We start from the raw sequence: 15319 nt of genomic DNA, 5'->3' as shown, positions 1-15319 counted from the left end.
AACATGCCGTCGGCCCGGTGATCCGGGTGGCCGTCGCTGACGATCAGGCCGTTGTGCGGATGGGGCTCAGGGCGCTGTTGGAGCGGGAGCCGGGGCTGGAGTGTGTCGGTGAGGCGGCCGACGGTGCGGCGGCGCTTCAGCTCATCCGCCGTACGCGGCCGGACGTGCTGCTGCTTGACATTCGCATGCCCGGGATGGATGGCTTGGCGACGCTGCGGGCCATCGCCGGTGATCGTGAGCTGAGCGGCACCAGGATCGTGGTGGTGACCACGTTCGCGGTGGACGAGTACGTCTTCGCCGCGCTGCAGGCCGGTGCCAGCGGGTTCCTGCTCAAGGACAGTGCCCCCGACGAACTGGCCGGCGCGGTCCGGGTGGTGGCCGCGGGCGAGGCGCTGTTGTCGCCCGCGATCACCAGGAAGGTCATCGGCCTGTTCGGTCGGCACGGCACCGAGCCGGTCGAGGGGCTCGAGACCCTCACGCCACGCGAGCGCGAGCTCGTCGCCTGGGTTGCCACCGGCAGGTCCAACGAGGAGATCGCCAAGGAGCTGGTGATCAGCCCCGACACCGTCCGCACCCACGTCAGCAGGGCCATGGTCAAGCTCCGCGCCCGCGACCGCGCCCAGTTGGTGGTGTTCGCCATGCGGGCCGGGCTGGCCGTGCCAACGTGACCGGCCGTACCAACGCGACTGGCCGTACCAACGTGACTATCTGAGGAAGCCCTCGTAGTTGCGTTGCTGGAGTTGTGCCTCGATCTGTTTCACCGTGTCGAGACCCACACCCACCATGATCAGGATGCTGGTCCCCCCGAACGGGAAGTTCTGCTGCGTGCTCGGATCCCGCAGGATCGCGAAGGCCAGCAGCGGCAGCAGCGCCAGCACCCCCAGGTAGACGGCGCCGGTCGCGGTCAGGCGTGACAGCACGTACGCCAGGTACCGCGAGGTCGGCTTGCCAGGGCGCAACCCGGGCACGAACCCGCTGTACCGCTTCATGTTCTCCGCCACCTCGACGGGATTGAAGGTGATCGACACGTAGAAGTACGCGAATCCCACGATCAGCAGGAAAAATCCGATCATGTAGAGCGGGTGCGTCCCACCGGTGAGGTTCCGCGACAGCCACCCGCCGACCTCGTCGCCCAGCAGCGGAGCGGCCAGCGTCGGCAGGTACAGCAGCGACGTGGCGAAGATGACCGGCGCGATGCCCGCCTGGTTGACCTTCAGCGGGATGTAGGTGCTGCTCCCGCCGTACATGCGCCGCCCCACCGCCCGCTTGGCGTACTGCACGGGGATGCGCCGCTGCGCCTGTTCCATGAACACCACGGCCGCCACCAGGAACACCCCGGTCACCAGCATCACGACGAAGGCGAACGGGCTGAGCATGAAGATGGTCGACAGGTACGACGGGAAGAAGGCCACGACCTGGGTGAACATCAGGATCGACATCCCGTTCCCGATCCCCCGGTCGGTCACCAGCTCGCCCAGCCACATCACCATGCTGGTGCCCGCGACCATGGTGAACACGACCACCGCGACGCCCAGCAGGCTCTCGTCGCGCAGCAGCGGCCGCGCGCACCCCGGCAGCAGCTGACCGCCGCGCGCCAGCGCGACGACCGTGGTGGCGTTGAGCACCGCCAGCCCCACGGTCAGGTACCGCGTGTACTGGATGATCTTCGCCTGCCCCGACTGCCCCTCCTTCCTGAGCGTTTCGAGTCGGGGCACGACGACGGCCAGCAGCTGCATCACGATGCTGGCGGTGATGTAGGGCATGACGCCCAGCGCGAAGACCGACAGCTTCAGCATCGCGCCCCCGCTGAGCAGCTGAACCATGTCGAACAACCCGCCGCGCGCCGTCCCCAGGCACTGCTGGACCGCCACGACGTCCACCCCCGGCGACGGCAGGATCTGCCCCAGCCGGAACAGCCCGATGACGGCCAGCGTGAACAGTAACTTCTTACGGAGATCCGGCACCCGGAACGCCCTGAACAGCACGGTCAGCATGAGCCGAGTCTGTCGGCGCCCCCGCCGGAGGTCGTCCGCCGAGGAGCGGCACCCGCGTACGCAAATCCGCGTACGCGAGACTGATCACATGAGCACGCTATGGGTCATCAGCGGGCCGCCGGGCGCGGGCAAGTCCACCGTCGCGGCGGAGCTGCTCGCCCGCCTCGACCCGCCGCCCGCCCTGCTCGACAAGGACACCCTGTACGGCGGCTTCGCCGCCGAGATCCTCCAGGGGTACGGCCGGCACCACGGCGAGCGCGAGGGCCCGTGGTACGACGAGCACATCAAGGTGCACGAGTACGCGGGTCTCACCAGGACCGCCAGGCAGATCCGCGAGCACGGCTGCCCGGTGCTGCTCGACGGCCCGTTCACCACGCAGGTGCACTCGGCGGAGCTGTGGGACAGGTGGGCCGGTGAGCTGGGCGGTCCCCCGATCAGGCTGATCTGGGTCCGCTCCGACGGCCCGACGCTGCGCGAGCGCCTGGTGGCCAGGGGGTTCGAGAAGGACGCGGGCAAGCTGGCGGCGTTCGACGCCTATCTGGCGGCGATCCGGGTGTCCGAGCCGCCGGCCGTACCGTATCTGGAGATCGACAACCGGCGTGGCGCGCCGCCGGTCGGCGCGCAGCTCACGGCGGCGGGCATATCGCCGCGAGCCCCACTAAACGACACGGCGGGCATATCGCCGCGAGCCCCGCTAAAGGACACACGATGAAATGTCGCGTCAAGGCACTCGATAGTCGTCGTCACGCGCGTCGATGATCGCCATGTGGCCCGGCAGGTGGCCGATCGCGAAGTCGACGCCGCTGGCCATGATCACCGCCTGCGGTGTCACGCCGCACGCCCAGAACAGCGGCACCTCGCCGGGACGCACCTCCACCGGATCGCCGAAGTCGGGGCGGCCGAGGTCGGCGATGCCGATCGCGGCCGGGTCGCCCACGTGCACCGGCGCCCCGTGCACCTGCGGATACCGGCGGGTGACCTCGATCGCGACGTCCACGAGCGCCTCCGGGACCGGCCGCATCGACACGACGAGCGGGCCGGACAGGATGCCGGACGGCTGGCACTCCACGCTCGTCCGGTACATCGGCACGTTCGTCCCCATTTCCAGGTGCCTGATCGGCACCCCGGCCCGCAGCAGCGCCTGCTCGAAGGTGAAGCTGCAGCCGATGAGGAACGCCACGAGATCGTCACGCCACTCGGCGACCACGTCGTCGAGGTCGGCGACGGCCCGCCCGTCGCGATAGAGGCGGTACCCGGGCAGATCGGTACGCAGATCGCCGGGGAACAGCGCGGTGGACCACGCCCCCGGCTCCCCCACGTCCAGCACCGGGCACGCCTGCGCGTTTCGATGCGCGAACAGCAGCAGCTCGTACCCCAGCTCCTTGGGCACGGCGATCAGGTTGGCCTGCGTCCACCCGCTGCACCAACCCGCGGTGGGCACCCGCTCGCCCGCGCGGAAGCGCTCCCGCGCCTGAGCCGGGGTCAGGTCTGCGACATCCACGCTTCGACATTACGCCCGGAAACTGGGCCCGCAATCTTCGGCATACTCTGATGTTCCGGGGTAGTAGCGAACGCCGTGCGCCTTGATGTGAACCTCCTCGACTACGCGCTCATCGCGATTTACTTCGCGACCGTGCTCGGCATCGGGTTCGCCGCGAAGCGACGGATCAGTTCGAGCCTCGACTTCTTCCTGGCCGGCCGTGGACTCCCGCCGTGGATCACCGGTCTCGCCTTCGTCTCGGCCAACCTGGGTGCGATCGAGATCCTGGGAATGGCCGCCAACGGCGCGCAGTACGGCGCCATGACCGTGCACTACTACTGGATCGGCGCCGTGCCCGCGATGGTGTTCCTCGGCATCGTGATGATGCCGTTCTACTACCGCTCGAAGGTGCGTAGCGTCCCCGAGTTCCTGGGGCGCCGCTTCAACGGCGCCACCCAGTTGCTGAACGCGCTCTCCTTCGCCGTGGCCCAGATCCTCATCGCCGGGGTCAACCTCTACGCGCTCGCGCTGGTCATGGAGGCCCTGCTGGGCTGGCCGCTGCCGGTGTCGGTGGTGGTGGCGGCGGTGATCGTGCTGTCGTACATCACGCTCGGCGGGCTGTCGTCGGCGATCTACAACGAGGTCCTGCAGTTCTTCGTCATCCTGGCCGGGCTGATCCCGCTGACCATCCTCGGGCTGAACCAGGTGGGCGGCGTCTCCGGACTGTTCGACAAGGTTCGGCAGAGCGCGCTCGGCGAGGCCGGGCTGCACACCTGGGCCGACACCGCGGGCAAGAACCCGATGGACGCCCACTGGCTCGGCATCGTGTTCGGCCTGGGCTTCATCCTGTCCTTCGGCTACTGGACCACGAACTTCGCCGAGGTGCAGCGCGCCTTATCCGCCAGGAACACCAACGCCGCCCGGCTCACCCCGATCATCGCGGCCTACCCGAAGCTGTTCATCCCGCTGGTGACCGTGCTGCCGGGGTTGATCGCCCTGGTCCTGTTCAAGGACTTAGGCAAGGGTCAGGCCTACAACAACGCGATCCCGCTGCTCATGGGGAGCCTGCTGCCCAACGGTGTGCTCGGGGTGGCGGTGACCGGGCTGCTGGCCTCGTTCATGGCCGGGATGGCGGCCAACATCAGCGGGTTCAACACGGTGTTCACCAACGACATCTGGCAGGCGCACCTGGCCAAGGACCGCCCGGACGGCTACTACCTGCGGGTCGGCAGGATCGCCACGGTCGCGGGCGTCGCGCTGGGCGTCGGCACCGCGTTCATCGCGGCCGGCTACTCCAACATCATGAACTACCTGCAGGCGCTGTTCTCGTTCTTCAACGCGCCGCTGTTCGCGACCTTCATCGTCGGGCTGTTCTGGAAACGGATGTCGCCGTGGGCCGGCTTCTGGGGCCTGCTCGCGGGGATCGGGTCCGGGTTCGCCTCGTACATCTCGTACAAGGCCGGGATCATCGACTTCGGCACCGAGCTGAACGCCAGCTTCTGGGGCGCGGGCGTGGCCTTCGTCGTCGACGTGATCGTCTCGGTGCTGGTCACCCTGGTGACCACGGCCAAGCCCGAGGAGGAGCTGCGGGGGCTGGTGTACGGGCTCAGCGCGGCCGACCTGTCGGACGACGCGCTGGCCGGTGACAAGAAGTGGTACCGCTCGCCCGTGATCCTCGGGACGGGCGCGGTCGTCATAGCCGCCGCGTTGTACGGAGTGATCCTGTGAGTGACATCAGAATGGTGATCGGCGGGCTGTTCCTGATCTACGGGGTGATCCTGATCGTCGCCGGGTTGGTGGGGGCGGCGGTCAACCTGTGGACCGGGCTGGCCATGGCGGTCTTCGGCGGCGCCTTCGTGATCTGGGCCCGCGTCAAGCGCGTCTGACGCCGGGGGCGGCCGGCCCGTCGGCCCGCCGCCCCTGTCCCGGTCGTGAAATTTTCAGTAATCGAGCCCGAACGTATGGGCGCCCAGGCCGTACCCCTCTCCTTTCGGCACCACGTACCCCTGCTCGACCAGCGTCGTCAGGCTCCGCCGTACCGCGTCCTCTTCCAGGCCGGTCGAGCGGACGAGCGCGGAAAGCTCCGCGCCGCCGGACTCGACCGCCTTCGAGGCGAGCGCCTCGTACACGTGGATGTCGACGTCGGACAGTGCCTGCACGTCGTGATCTCGAGCCATCAGCGCCGCCTCGCCCCGTCCCGGAGCCGGCCCGGGTCGACGTCGCGTTCCGGGTAGCGGCGCAGATACTCGGTCTCCAGTTCGTTGGTACGCGAGGTGTGGCGCGCGAACGCGGCGGCCGAGCCGTGCAGCAGGGCGTCGGTACGTGTCGTGTGCAGTTGCCGCAGCTCACGCAGCAGATCGTCGTCCTCGAGTTGGGCTGGATCGATTCCCATCGTCGTCATGGCTAACCCCCTACCCCAGAAGACACCCGACAATATCTGTCACATTTCATGACATAAGGGCATTGTCGGGAGGAGATGACCGCCTTACCTTCCCGTTATGGACCTCGAGCTCAGGCACCTCAGGATCGTTCGCGCGGTCGCGGACGCGGGAAGTGTGAGCAAGGCCGCGTCCCTGCTCGGGCTGGCGCAACCGGCCCTCACCGCACAGCTCAAACGCATCGAGAGGGTGCTCGGCGGCACCCTGTTCGAGCGCGACAGGCACGGCGCCCGGCCCACCCGGCTCGGCGAGCTGGTGCTCGCCCGGGCCCGGGTGCTCCTCCCGGCGGCCAAGGAACTGCAGGATGAGGCCGTACGGTTCGCCCACGCCCCCTCCCCCGGCTTCCGCATCGGCGCCACCAACGGGCCGATACTCGGCGGCCTCGTCGACCGGCTCGCCGCGGAACGGACGGTGAGCACGTACACCTCGTGGTCGGCCGACGAGCTCACCACCATGGCCGAGCTGGGCCGGCTCGACTACGTGCTGACCGGCGCCTGCGGCGACGGCGGCACGCCCATCGGCTCGCTGCGGTGGGAGACGATCAGCTACGACCCGGTCTTCACGCTGGTCGCCGACACCCACCCGCTGGCCGGCGAAAAGGAGCTGGAACTGTCCGAACTCGCCCCCGAAAGCTGGGCCGTCACCCCGGGCGACGGCTGCTTCGCCGACTGCTTCGCCACGGCCTGCGCCCGCGCCGGCTTCACCCCTGGAACGATCTACGAGACCGACGTGGCGACCTGCACGCACCTCGCACGGGTCGGCCGGGCCGTGGTGCTCTGCCAGGCCACCCACCAGGCCGCCCCCGGCCTGGCCATGATCCCGCTCGCGGGCGCGCCGCTGCGCTGGCGACAACTCCTCGGCCACCACCCCGCCGCCCCCGACGCCGCCTGGGTCGTGGAACAGGCCAGACAGACACACGCCGAGGTGGTCCGGCGCAGCCCCGTCTACCAGGACTGGCTGGTGCGGAACACCGGATTCGGCACCGCTCCGTAGCCCACAGACAGGGCCGGGGAGCGCATCCAACGGCTCCCCTCTCCGCTTCCCGGTCCCGAGCGGCTAGGCCAGGGTGTACTCCCACCCCGGCTGCCACGCGAACGGAGCATCCACCAACTCCTCCAACTCCGCCCCCTCAAGCAGATTCTGCAGCGCCCACCGATTGGCCGAGTGCGAGATGACCAGCACCGAACACCCCTGCCACTTATCCATCACGTCCTCGAGGAACGCCGCGGTCTCGGCCACCACCTGCCGATAGCTCTGCCCCCCTGGCCACGGCACATCAACGAACCGCCGCCGCAACATCGCCACCTCACTGACCGGCCGCCCGTTGTAGATCCCGTAGTCGCACTCCCGCAACCTGGAGTCGAGCCGAATGGTCTGTTCATCTCCGAACGCGACCTCCGCGGTCTGCGCCGCCCGCCGCAGATCAGACGCGTACACCACATCCACGTCCCGCCGCCGCACCCCCAACTCCACGGCCAGCTCCCGCCCGACCTGGGACAACTCCCCCGGCAACCAGCCGGTGGCGATGCCCGTCTCGTTGTCGACTGTGGGGGAATGCGTCTCGTAGATCAGCCTGACCGCCATACCACCGACGCTACCGGCCGATCACAACCGTTGGCGTACGCGCTGAGTGAACGAGGACGATCTATGCTGGCATGGTGGCTCAGGTGTGGAAGGATGCATGTTTGCAAGGGGCGGTAGCTCAGCCGGTCAGAGCATCGGACTCATAATCCGTGGGTCGTGGGTTCAAGTCCCACCCGCCCTACTCTCCAATACCGCTGTTGAGCCGGGGTTTCTCGGTTCTCACCAGCCTTCGATCGCGTTGTTGATCATGGTTGGTCGCTCGGTGGTTGCCCTTGTTTACGGACCGTGTATCGCGGTGGATCGTTTAGGCGGTCACAGCCAGCTCAGTCCCCAGAGATGACCATCAGAAGATCAAGCCAGGAGGTCTGCACAACGTCGCCGGTCAGCAATGGTCTAACGCGCGGTCAAGCGTTGTCCAAGTCGGCTCGTCTTGCCCACCAGGCCGCTCGTGACCAGCAGAGTAGACGCTGGTGTAGGTGTCGCGGGTGAAGGTGGACGGAGACGTGCCCCAGGGTTTCCTGCAAGATCTTCAGATCGACTCCGGCGGCGAGCATGAGCGAGGCGGCGCCGTGGCGCAGGTCGTGCAGCCGCACCGGCAGCAGCCCCCCTCGAAGGACAGCAGGTAGAACTGGTCGCTGACCTGCTGCGGATGCATGCAGCGCCCGCCACCCGCGCCATGATCGCAATCCCACCCTGTCCGGGGCCGGTGTGCTCGGCGGCGCCGCCGCGGCGGCCAGACTGTGGCGGCTGCTGCCGTACGCGTCCCGGGTCAGTGGTGCTCTGCTCATGCTGGCCGGGCTGTATGTCCTGTATTAGGGCTGGTACGAGCTGCGTGTCTTCACCGGACAGGCCACCGATGATCCGATCGTGGACGCCGCGACAGCCGGACAAGACGTTCTCGTTAACTGGCGGGCTCACGCGTCCGGCGGAAGTTCCTGACGTCACGCATCCAGCCACAGGGTCGCCAGTGCCTTGAGGTCGGGGGCTGATATCCGCGGGGCGGTCATCACGCTCGGGTATGGGGTGCCGCGCCGGTCCAGCCAGGCCCCGGTCAGGCCGGCCCGCTGGGCGCCGTCGATGTCCCAGGGGTGTACGGCGACCAGGGCCGCCTGATCGGGCCGCACTCCGGTGCGATCGACCGCGTACTCATAGGCGGCGCGGGCGGGCTTCCACACCCGGGGACCGCTCACGTCCAGTCTCGCCTCCACCAGTTCGAGCAGCCCCTCGCGGGCCAGGATCCCCTCGGTCATCGCCGCCGCGCCGTTAGTCATGGTGAACAGCCGCACGCCACTCTCGCGCAGCATCCGCATCCCGTCAGGGACGTCGGGATGCACCCGCAGTTCGGTGAAGCCGCGCAGAACATGGCCGATGGCCTTGTCAGGGTCCGCTTCCCGGCCGGCGAGCAATCCCCTGAGCACGTCGGCGGCGATGGCGGCGAACTCGGCGTACGCGCCTGCCGCGGTGAGCGCGAACCCGTCGCGCAGCACACCCGCGAACCAGGCAGCCATCAGGTCCCCAGACAGCCCGACTTCTTCGAACCGGGCCCGCAACGGCTCCATGTCGGTGAGCGTCTCGTTCACATCGAAGATCACTACTTGCGGTCTCGCGGCCAGGTTGCCGGTCATGGGTTTCTCCTCATGGTCGAAGGGGGTCGAGGGCAGCCGCCACGGCGGCCCGCAGGTGGGAGGGGTCGGCGCCGGCTCGCGAACGCAGGTTCACGCCGTAGGCCAGCAGGGTGAGCAGGTCGGCGGTCGCGTCCAGGTCCAGACCCGGGCGAAGCCGCGCCTTCGACAAGGCGGCGTGCATGGCCGTAAGCAGCCGCTCCTGATGGAGGTCCAGCACGCGCCGGACCTCCGGATCGCCGCTTTCGGACCCGGCGTGGGCGTTGGAGACCATGCATCCCCAGCGCGCGTGCTCGCCCGTGCACCTGGCTTGGATCAGCCGGTCGAAGAAGTCCACGATCGCGGGCAACCCGCGATCGTCGGCGGCCAAGCGGTCGAACACCGGCCGCGACCGCTGCTCGACATAACGCCGCAGCGCCTTGACGTACAGCTCCCGCTTACCACCGAAGGTGGCGTACAGGCTGGACCTGCTGAGCCCGGTCACCGCCACGACCTCCGAGACACCCGTCGAGGCGGTACCGCGCTGCCAGAACAGTTGCTCAACCTGCTCGAGCACCGCATCGGGATCGAAGTGCTTCACATCCGGCACCGACACCTCCATCTTGGAACGATTATTCTAAGATAGGGGGACGAGTCCGACTAAGGCAACTCGCGCGGCGCTGGTGACGCTCGGCTACGCCACCAAGGATGAACTCGACTCCGAATCCGACTACTTCGGCCCGCCTTGATCGCGTTGTCCCCGGCTCCGGCGCATGCCCAGGGCGTGCGCCGGGTGGATGGCCGGGCCGATGTCGGACGGGCGACGGTGTTCGACGATCTGAAGAGCTTCACGGTGTGTGACTGGGTCAAGGACAAGACCGTCGTCGTGGTCCGGGTAGGAAACCGGGCCATCCGGCCTTTCGACAACTATTGGGAGCTGGACGCCCCGCAAGGCGGGTGCGCCCATCACACGCTCGCCTTCGCCGGGCCGGAGAGCCGGATCATCTGGGCCCGCTTCTGCGTCTCGCACGTGTCGGACGGTGGATGGGAAGCCGGTCTGTCATCCCCCGGCGTTCTTGTCGGACCCCAGCACAGTTGAGGCCAGGTGGGCGTTGCCGGACGGCCTGACTTGACGCCTTTTTGCACACGTCCGTGGTGGTTGTTGAGGTAGCGCCGGGCAGGCTCCAGGCGACCGATTCTGTTGGTTCGTCCAAGGAGGCACACATGGCGATCAAGCGCTCTGCCAAAGCCACCCGGCCCAAGGCCAGCAGCCAGCCGTGGCTCCACGTCAACGGTGCGGAGATCCAAGGGTTCGACACCGTGCGGATGTTCCCACTCGGCCTCTCCGCGGACGCGCGCGAATACTCCTGCCAGCGGCTCAACCAGATCCTCGCCGACACTCAAATCCTCTACAGCCTGTACAAGAAGCACCACTGGCTGATGCGCGGCCCGACCTTCTACCAGCTCCACCTACTGCTGGACAAGCACGCCGACGAGCAGCTCGAACTCGTGGACGCCCTGGCCGAGCGGGTTCAAACCCTCGGTGGCGTCGCGGTCGGGGACCCGCGCCACGTGGCCGAGATCACCGTGATCCCACGCCCGCCCAACGGCTGCGAGGAGGTACCAGCCATGCTCTCGCGCCTGGTCGAGGCCCACGAGACCATCCTGGTCGCCTGTCACGACGCAGCCGCCCGCGCTCAGGAGATGGGCGACGACGGCACCAACGACCTGCTGGTCTCCGAGGTCATCCGCACCGGCGAGTTGCAGACCTGGTTCCTGATCGAGCATCTGGTCGACACCCCGCTGGTCGAGCCCTCCCGCCAATGATCAGCCCATCGGCAGCCCGCTCCGCGCATCGTTCGCCCGACGATCACTGGCGGGGATGGGCTGCCCGCTGAAGCGACCACATGCCAAGGTGCGGTCCCTCACCTGCCGGTCAACCAGTGGATGAACGGTGCACTTCCCGACCTTCGGCGACAGCGGCGATGTCCTCGCGGCCGTGGCTTCCTCGACCGCCTGCTGCAGCGCCTGTTGCAGGACGCCGGACAACGGGGAGGGGAGATCGCGCTCGCCGGCCAGCAGGTCGAGATCTTTGAGCGCGAGGGCGAGCGGGAATCCGGGCGGGTAGCTGCCAGCACGCATCTCTTCGGCCTTCTGCATCGCGTACGGCATGCGCAGAGGCCCGTCGTCCAGCACCTGCAGCACCAGGCCAGGATCCACGCCCAACTGCCGGCAGGCGAGCAGGGTGTCGGCCATGGCCACGACCGAGGCGGCCATCCAGCTGTTGACGATCAGCTTCACCCGGGACGCCTGACGCCGCGAGGGTGTGGAGCTTGTCGGCGGGGCATGGACATGAAGGTAAACGGATCGGTAGCGCTGTCGGCATGAGGGGGCCGCCCGGCGCTTCCGTCATGGGCTCACTGCCACGCCGTACGGGCTGTTGCCGACCGTAACCGTTGCCACCACCTTGAGGGTCTTGGGGTCGATGACCGTGAGGGTGCCCGCCCCCTGCTCGGTGACGTACACCGCGTTGGAGGTGACCGCCACATTGAACGGATCGGTACCCGGAGGGCCCACGGAAACGGTCGAGACGCGGTGGCTTCCGGTATCAATGACCGCGACGTTTCCCGGCCCGAGAACAGCGACGTAGGCCGAGCGGCCGTCCGGTCCGAGTGCCACATCGAAGGGGCCGCCGCCGACCGGCACCTTGGCCGTGACCGTACCGGTACGAATGGCGACCACCGCGACGCTCCCTGTCATCTCGTCGGCGACATAGGCCGACCCGCCATCCGGGGTGACGGCGACGCCGACAGGAGAACGCCCCGCGGGCAGGGTCCGGACGGCCCGATGCGTACCGGTGTCGACGATCGACACGCTGCCCGACCCGGCATTGGCGACGTAGGCCGTAGCGCCGTCGCGGCTGACGGCCACGTTCACCGGGGAGATGCCGACCGGGATGGACGCGGATACCCGGTTGGCGCGGGTGTCGAGTACGGAGACGCTGTTCGAGCCGCCGTTGGCGACGTAGAGGAACCTGCCGTCCGGGCTCAGGTCGACACCGGTGGGACTCTTCCCGACCGGCACGGTCGCGACGATCTTGTTGGTCTGGGTGTCGAGTACTGAGACTTGGGCCGATCCGGCGTTGGCGATGTACGCGTGCCTGCCGTCGCGGGCGACCGCGATGCCTTCGGGCGCCGTTCCCGCCGGTACGGTCGCGGTGACCTTGTTCGTGCTGGCATCGATCACGGAGACCGTGTCGTCGAGCTGGTTGGTGACGTATATGCGACTGCCGGCGCGCGGAAGGACGGCCGCAGCCGACGCGGTGGGGAGACCCGATACCAACAGGACTCCGATCAGGAACCCCCATAGCGCCCGCAGCGCCGTCCTGTGCTGTCGACCGGTGACGCCGACTCGGCTTTGCCGGGAAACATCCATCCTGTGCACCTCGCAGCGTTCGGTCCGTGGCCCCGGCACCCAGGCGACGGTCAGGTCAGGAGGCCACGTGCGTAGTAGTCGTGCTCGTCGCGCACGCCCGGCACGGCGAAGAAATAGCCTCCGCCTCGCGGACTGATGAACGGCACCAGCGCTTCGCCTTCCAGCCGCGTCTGCATGGCGATGTAGGTGTTGAGTTCGCGCTGGAAGCAGCAGAACGCGTGCCCTAGGTCGAGGCCGCCGCGTGGATCGAGAGTCAGGTTGTAGTCGTAGCTGCGGCGCAGGATCGCGCTGGTGGCCGCGGTCTGCGGGGTCTGCGGGTTCGCGAGGCGGACATGGGAGTTCAGCGGGGTGACCAGTCCCTGCGGGTCGTTGGTGTAGATGGGATCGAGGGTGTCCGAGGCGTTGTCGGCCAGGTCGTACATGGGGGCGCCGCTGGCCTTCCGGCGGCCGAAGATCCGCTCCTGCTCGGCAAGGGGTACCTTCGCCCACTTGTCGAGGTTGAAGTGGATGCTGCGCAGCACCTGGTAGGTACCGCCGGCCGTCCAGGCGGGCTCAGCGGTGTGCGGTTGTACCCAGACCAGCTGGTCCATCGTGGCGGCGTCCGTGGTGTCCGGGTTGGAGATGCCGTCCTTGAAACCGAACCAATCCCGCGGGATCCCGACGGGGCGCGGCGGATTGCGCTGGCAGTCGATACGCCAGCGCGGCTTCATCGCGCCCCCGGTGCGCGCCAGAACACTGAGCAGTGCGTGTACCAGCGTGTCCCTGTGTGCGGCGCACAGCTGTATCAGCAGGTCGCCCTGCGCCATCGCGGGGTTCAGGTCGTCGTGGCGGAAGGGCTCCATGGTGACGAGCTGGGCCGGTTTGCGGGAGCTCAGTCCATAGCGGCCGTCGAAGAGGGTCCGGCCGAGGGCGAGGGTGAAGGTGAGATCATCCGGTACGACCTGGAGACCCAGGATGCCGTCGTCCGGCGGCGTCTTCGGCGGCATGCCGCCCGCGGTAAGGAAGCGGGCCTCCGCAGTGAGCGACCGGAACAGGTCTGTGAGCTCTGTGCGGTCAGCGACCATCACATCGAAGGAGGCGAAGGTCCCGGTCGGCTGTGGAGGCGTGGCGATGCCTGCCTGATGGTAGCCGTGGAACGGGATCGTGCCTGTGCCGGCGTTCTTGCGCCCGGCCGTGTCGGCATCGTGGTCCAGCGGGCCTCCGCCCGCCGCTCCGACGAGGCCGGCGGCGACTGTGCCCTGGAGGAAGGCCCGTCGTGCGAAGGCGCCCGCCGGACACTCATCGCTACTCCACCCGCCTCTGGGCCCTTTATGAGTCATAGCTCCTCCGGAATGATCCCGGGCTGTGACTATCAAATCGGAAATTACCCACTAAACAGTAGTATATCCGACATTCGAGGCGATCGCTTGGGCGGCTTTTTATGAGGTTATAGCGGGGAATAGTCGACCGTCGGGTGCGGCTTTTGTCAAAGCTTGTCCGATAGATAGCTGACCCGCGACTGTAGGCACGTGAACCCACAGGCTTTTACCGCGACCCGTATCCCCTTTATGCCGAGGCTTGCCGGACTCGTGGGCTTACCTTCGTACCCGAGCTGGGCGCCTGGTTGGTGAGCAGGCGCGAAGACGTACGCGAGGTGCTGAGCAGGCCCGAGCAATTCTCGCCGGCGGGCGCGCCCGCTACCAGCTCGTCTACGAGATACCCGTATCACCCCGGCAACGCTGAGGCGTACGGCCCGTCCGTCTCGAATTCAGGCCGCGGTGTCGAGATCCTGGTAGTGGATTCGGTGGCGCAGCGGGAGCCCGGTGACCAGGCGTTCGAGCTCGTCAGCAATCGAGGCGCCCATCCTGGCCAGCTCGTTGCCGTGGGAACCGGCGATGTGGGGGGTGAGGAAGACGTTGGGCAGATCGAACAGGACCGATTGGCCGGGGAGCGGTTCCGGGGTGGTGACGTCGAGGATCGCGGAGATGCGGCCGGTCTTGAGCTCGTCGATGAGCGCATCGGTGTCTATCAGGGAGCCTTGCGCGGTGTTGATCAGCACGGCGCCGTCGGGCAACAGGGCCAGCCGGTCGCGATCGAGCATGTGGTGGGTCTCTGGGGTCGCGGGGGCGTGCAGGCTGACGATGTCGCTGGTGGCCAGCAGTTCCTCAAGCTCCAGGCGTGGCACTTCCACGGAGGCGGAGGCGGAGGCGGCGTACGGGTCGTACAGGTGGACCGTGAAGTCGTGCCGAATGAGATGTGAGATCACCTGCCGCCCGATGCGCGAGGCTCCGACGATGCCGATGCGGCGTCCGTAGTTGCCGACGTCCGGCATCACTTCGGCCGGCGTGAACGTCCTGTCGCCGCGGTAACGCTCGCGCGCTCCGAACACGCCCTTGCCGGCCAGCAGGATCGCGCCGACCGCGTATTCGGCTACCGGGATCGCGTTCGCTTCGGCCGCCGACGACACCAGGATGCCCCTGTCCCAGACGGCCTTGGTCACGTGCGCCTTCACGGTGCCGGCCGCGTGCAGAACCGCCCTGAGCCTGGGTGCGGAATCCAGGAAGGCGTCGTTGAGCGGCGGGCAACCCCAGCCGGTGATGAGGATTTCCAATTCGGGGAGCAACGCGGCGATGCGTGGATCGTCCAGGCGCTCAACGGCGAAAGCCGGATCGAGATCAGCGTACTGCGCGATTCGGTTCTGGACCGTATTCGGGAACAGCAGCGGCAGGTGTACGGGACGCAGGGCGAACAGGGCCCTTGGGCGGTGGTAGGTCACAAGAAGGTCCCCCGTATTCGAATAGCGCGATG

General features: G+C 67.9%; 20 protein-coding genes and 1 tRNA gene. 9 read left to right on the top strand and 12 right to left on the bottom strand.

Annotated elements, in window-relative coordinates; genetic code table 11:
* The first annotated feature begins 17 nt into the window (after positions 1 to 17).
* Entirely contained in the window at positions 18 to 668 is a 651-nt protein-coding gene (locus KLK06_RS54525; RefSeq protein WP_214643784.1) for a response regulator transcription factor, read from the top strand.
* A 36-nt stretch (positions 669 to 704) separates the two neighbouring features.
* Here the strand turns inward: KLK06_RS54525 and secY are convergent, their stop codons facing one another.
* Positions 705 to 1994 (bottom strand): preprotein translocase subunit SecY, encoded by a 1290-nt coding sequence (secY, locus tag KLK06_RS54520; protein ID WP_214643783.1) that lies wholly within the window; start codon positions 1992 to 1994, stop codon positions 705 to 707.
* Positions 1995 to 2082: 88 nt separating this feature from the next.
* On the opposite strand from secY, the gene KLK06_RS54515 reads away from it, so the two are divergent.
* Positions 2083 to 2706 carry an AAA family ATPase gene (locus KLK06_RS54515; RefSeq protein WP_214643782.1) on the top strand — a complete coding sequence of 208 codons (624 nt, stop codon included), beginning with the start codon at positions 2083 to 2085 and terminating at the stop codon, positions 2704 to 2706.
* A 9-nt stretch (positions 2707 to 2715) separates the two neighbouring features.
* Here the strand turns inward: KLK06_RS54515 and KLK06_RS54510 are convergent, their stop codons facing one another.
* Positions 2716 to 3495 carry a putative hydro-lyase gene (locus tag KLK06_RS54510; RefSeq protein WP_214643781.1) on the bottom strand — a complete coding sequence of 260 codons (780 nt, stop codon included), beginning with the start codon at positions 3493 to 3495 and terminating at the stop codon, positions 2716 to 2718.
* Between the two features lie 75 nt (positions 3496 to 3570).
* On the opposite strand from KLK06_RS54510, the gene KLK06_RS54505 reads away from it, so the two are divergent.
* Together KLK06_RS54505 and KLK06_RS54500 are read left to right on the top strand one after the other, a co-directional pair.
* On the top strand, positions 3571 to 5202 hold the full coding sequence (locus KLK06_RS54505) for a sodium:solute symporter family protein (protein ID WP_214643780.1): 1632 nt from the start codon (positions 3571 to 3573) through the stop codon (positions 5200 to 5202).
* Positions 5199 to 5360 carry a hypothetical protein gene (locus KLK06_RS54500; protein ID WP_214643779.1) on the top strand — a complete coding sequence of 54 codons (162 nt, stop codon included), beginning with the start codon at positions 5199 to 5201 and terminating at the stop codon, positions 5358 to 5360. Before KLK06_RS54505 ends, KLK06_RS54500 begins: the two co-directional genes overlap by 4 nt.
* A 54-nt stretch (positions 5361 to 5414) precedes the next feature.
* On the opposite strand, the gene KLK06_RS54495 is transcribed toward KLK06_RS54500, so the two are convergent.
* Positions 5415 to 5651 (bottom strand): helix-turn-helix domain-containing protein, encoded by a 237-nt coding sequence (locus KLK06_RS54495; RefSeq protein ID WP_214643778.1) that lies wholly within the window; start codon positions 5649 to 5651, stop codon positions 5415 to 5417.
* Positions 5651 to 5875, bottom strand: coding sequence for a DUF6158 family protein (locus KLK06_RS54490; RefSeq protein ID WP_214643777.1), 225 nt, complete (start codon positions 5873 to 5875; stop codon positions 5651 to 5653). The genes KLK06_RS54495 and KLK06_RS54490 overlap by 1 nt, the downstream gene beginning before the upstream one ends.
* A gap of 97 nt (positions 5876 to 5972) precedes the next feature.
* Here KLK06_RS54490 and KLK06_RS54485 point away from each other — a divergent pair, with 97 nt between their 5' ends.
* The gene (locus tag KLK06_RS54485) at positions 5973 to 6905 is read left to right on the top strand and encodes a LysR family transcriptional regulator (RefSeq protein ID WP_214643776.1); all 933 of its coding nucleotides are present in this window, start codon (positions 5973 to 5975) and stop codon (positions 6903 to 6905) included.
* A 63-nt stretch (positions 6906 to 6968) separates the two neighbouring features.
* On the opposite strand, the gene KLK06_RS54480 is transcribed toward KLK06_RS54485, so the two are convergent.
* Positions 6969 to 7496, bottom strand: coding sequence for a histidine phosphatase family protein (locus KLK06_RS54480; RefSeq protein ID WP_214643775.1), 528 nt, complete (start codon positions 7494 to 7496; stop codon positions 6969 to 6971).
* A 107-nt stretch (positions 7497 to 7603) separates the two neighbouring features.
* Between KLK06_RS54480 and KLK06_RS54475 the strand changes: the two genes are divergently transcribed.
* Positions 7604 to 7677, top strand: a tRNA-Ile gene (locus KLK06_RS54475).
* Between the two features lie 223 nt (positions 7678 to 7900).
* Here KLK06_RS54475 and KLK06_RS61090 read toward each other — a convergent pair.
* Positions 7901 to 8050 (bottom strand): hypothetical protein, encoded by a 150-nt coding sequence (locus KLK06_RS61090; RefSeq protein ID WP_250907514.1) that lies wholly within the window; start codon positions 8048 to 8050, stop codon positions 7901 to 7903.
* Between KLK06_RS61090 and KLK06_RS61085 the strand changes: the two genes are divergently transcribed.
* Positions 7982 to 8122, top strand: a complete 141-nt coding sequence (locus KLK06_RS61085) for a hypothetical protein (protein WP_250907521.1) — start codon at positions 7982 to 7984, stop codon at positions 8120 to 8122. The genes KLK06_RS61090 and KLK06_RS61085 overlap by 69 nt on opposite strands.
* A 315-nt stretch (positions 8123 to 8437) precedes the next feature.
* On the opposite strand, the gene KLK06_RS54465 is transcribed toward KLK06_RS61085, so the two are convergent.
* Together KLK06_RS54465 and KLK06_RS54460 are read right to left on the bottom strand one after the other, a co-directional pair.
* On the bottom strand, positions 8438 to 9121 hold the full coding sequence (locus KLK06_RS54465; protein ID WP_214643774.1) for a haloacid dehalogenase type II: 684 nt from the start codon (positions 9119 to 9121) through the stop codon (positions 8438 to 8440).
* Between the two features lie 10 nt (positions 9122 to 9131).
* A complete protein-coding gene (locus KLK06_RS54460; protein WP_214643773.1) occupies positions 9132 to 9707 on the bottom strand; it encodes a TetR/AcrR family transcriptional regulator in 576 nt (191 codons plus the stop codon).
* A 174-nt stretch (positions 9708 to 9881) separates the two neighbouring features.
* Here KLK06_RS54460 and KLK06_RS54455 point away from each other — a divergent pair, with 174 nt between their 5' ends.
* A complete protein-coding gene (locus KLK06_RS54455; RefSeq protein WP_214643772.1) occupies positions 9882 to 10196 on the top strand; it encodes a hypothetical protein in 315 nt (104 codons plus the stop codon).
* Positions 10197 to 10321: 125 nt separating this feature from the next.
* Positions 10322 to 10924 carry a Dps family protein gene (locus tag KLK06_RS54450; protein WP_214643771.1) on the top strand — a complete coding sequence of 201 codons (603 nt, stop codon included), beginning with the start codon at positions 10322 to 10324 and terminating at the stop codon, positions 10922 to 10924.
* Here the strand turns inward: KLK06_RS54450 and KLK06_RS54445 are convergent, their stop codons facing one another.
* The 4 genes from KLK06_RS54445 to KLK06_RS54430 form a co-directional block, all read right to left on the bottom strand.
* Positions 10925 to 11398 (bottom strand): NAD-binding protein, encoded by a 474-nt coding sequence (locus tag KLK06_RS54445; protein ID WP_214643770.1) that lies wholly within the window; start codon positions 11396 to 11398, stop codon positions 10925 to 10927.
* Positions 11399 to 11506: 108 nt separating this feature from the next.
* The gene (locus tag KLK06_RS54440; RefSeq protein WP_214643769.1) at positions 11507 to 12532 is read right to left on the bottom strand and encodes a cytochrome D1 domain-containing protein; all 1026 of its coding nucleotides are present in this window, start codon (positions 12530 to 12532) and stop codon (positions 11507 to 11509) included.
* Positions 12533 to 12582: 50 nt separating this feature from the next.
* Complete coding sequence (locus KLK06_RS54435; RefSeq protein ID WP_214643768.1) at positions 12583 to 13851, bottom strand: Dyp-type peroxidase; 1269 nt, start codon at positions 13849 to 13851, stop codon at positions 12583 to 12585.
* A 428-nt stretch (positions 13852 to 14279) separates the two neighbouring features.
* The gene (locus KLK06_RS54430; RefSeq protein WP_214643767.1) at positions 14280 to 15287 is read right to left on the bottom strand and encodes a hydroxyacid dehydrogenase; all 1008 of its coding nucleotides are present in this window, start codon (positions 15285 to 15287) and stop codon (positions 14280 to 14282) included.
* Positions 15288 to 15319: the final 32 nt, after the last annotated feature.

It is taken from the genome of Nonomuraea sp. NEAU-A123, from assembly GCF_018603905.1.
GTDB lineage: Bacteria > Actinomycetota > Actinomycetes > Streptosporangiales > Streptosporangiaceae > Nonomuraea.
The sequence above is the reverse complement of the archived record's forward strand: the minus strand, read 5'-3'. Positions and strand labels throughout refer to the sequence as shown.

Bases quoted from the DNA above. Each gene is read 5' to 3' on its own strand.
- secY (WP_214643783.1), bottom strand. From the start codon at position 1,994: ATGCTGACCGTGCTGTTCAGGGCGTTCCGGGTGCCGGATCTCCGTAAG.
- KLK06_RS54515 (WP_214643782.1), top strand. From the start codon at position 2,083: ATGAGCACGCTATGGGTCATCAGCGGGCCGCCGGGCGCGGGCAAGTCC.
- KLK06_RS54495 (WP_214643778.1), bottom strand. From the start codon at position 5,651: ATGGCTCGAGATCACGACGTGCAGGCACTGTCCGACGTCGACATCCAC.
- KLK06_RS54490 (WP_214643777.1), bottom strand. From the start codon at position 5,875: ATGACGACGATGGGAATCGATCCAGCCCAACTCGAGGACGACGATCTG.
- KLK06_RS54485 (WP_214643776.1), top strand. From the start codon at position 5,973: ATGGACCTCGAGCTCAGGCACCTCAGGATCGTTCGCGCGGTCGCGGAC.
- KLK06_RS54480 (WP_214643775.1), bottom strand. From the start codon at position 7,496: ATGGCGGTCAGGCTGATCTACGAGACGCATTCCCCCACAGTCGACAAC.
- KLK06_RS61090 (WP_250907514.1), bottom strand. From the start codon at position 8,050: ATGCTCGCCGCCGGAGTCGATCTGAAGATCTTGCAGGAAACCCTGGGG.
- KLK06_RS54465 (WP_214643774.1), bottom strand. From the start codon at position 9,121: ATGACCGGCAACCTGGCCGCGAGACCGCAAGTAGTGATCTTCGATGTG.
- KLK06_RS54450 (WP_214643771.1), top strand. From the start codon at position 10,322: ATGGCGATCAAGCGCTCTGCCAAAGCCACCCGGCCCAAGGCCAGCAGC.
- KLK06_RS54440 (WP_214643769.1), bottom strand. From the start codon at position 12,532: ATGGATGTTTCCCGGCAAAGCCGAGTCGGCGTCACCGGTCGACAGCAC.
- KLK06_RS54435 (WP_214643768.1), bottom strand. From the start codon at position 13,851: ATGACTCATAAAGGGCCCAGAGGCGGGTGGAGTAGCGATGAGTGTCCG.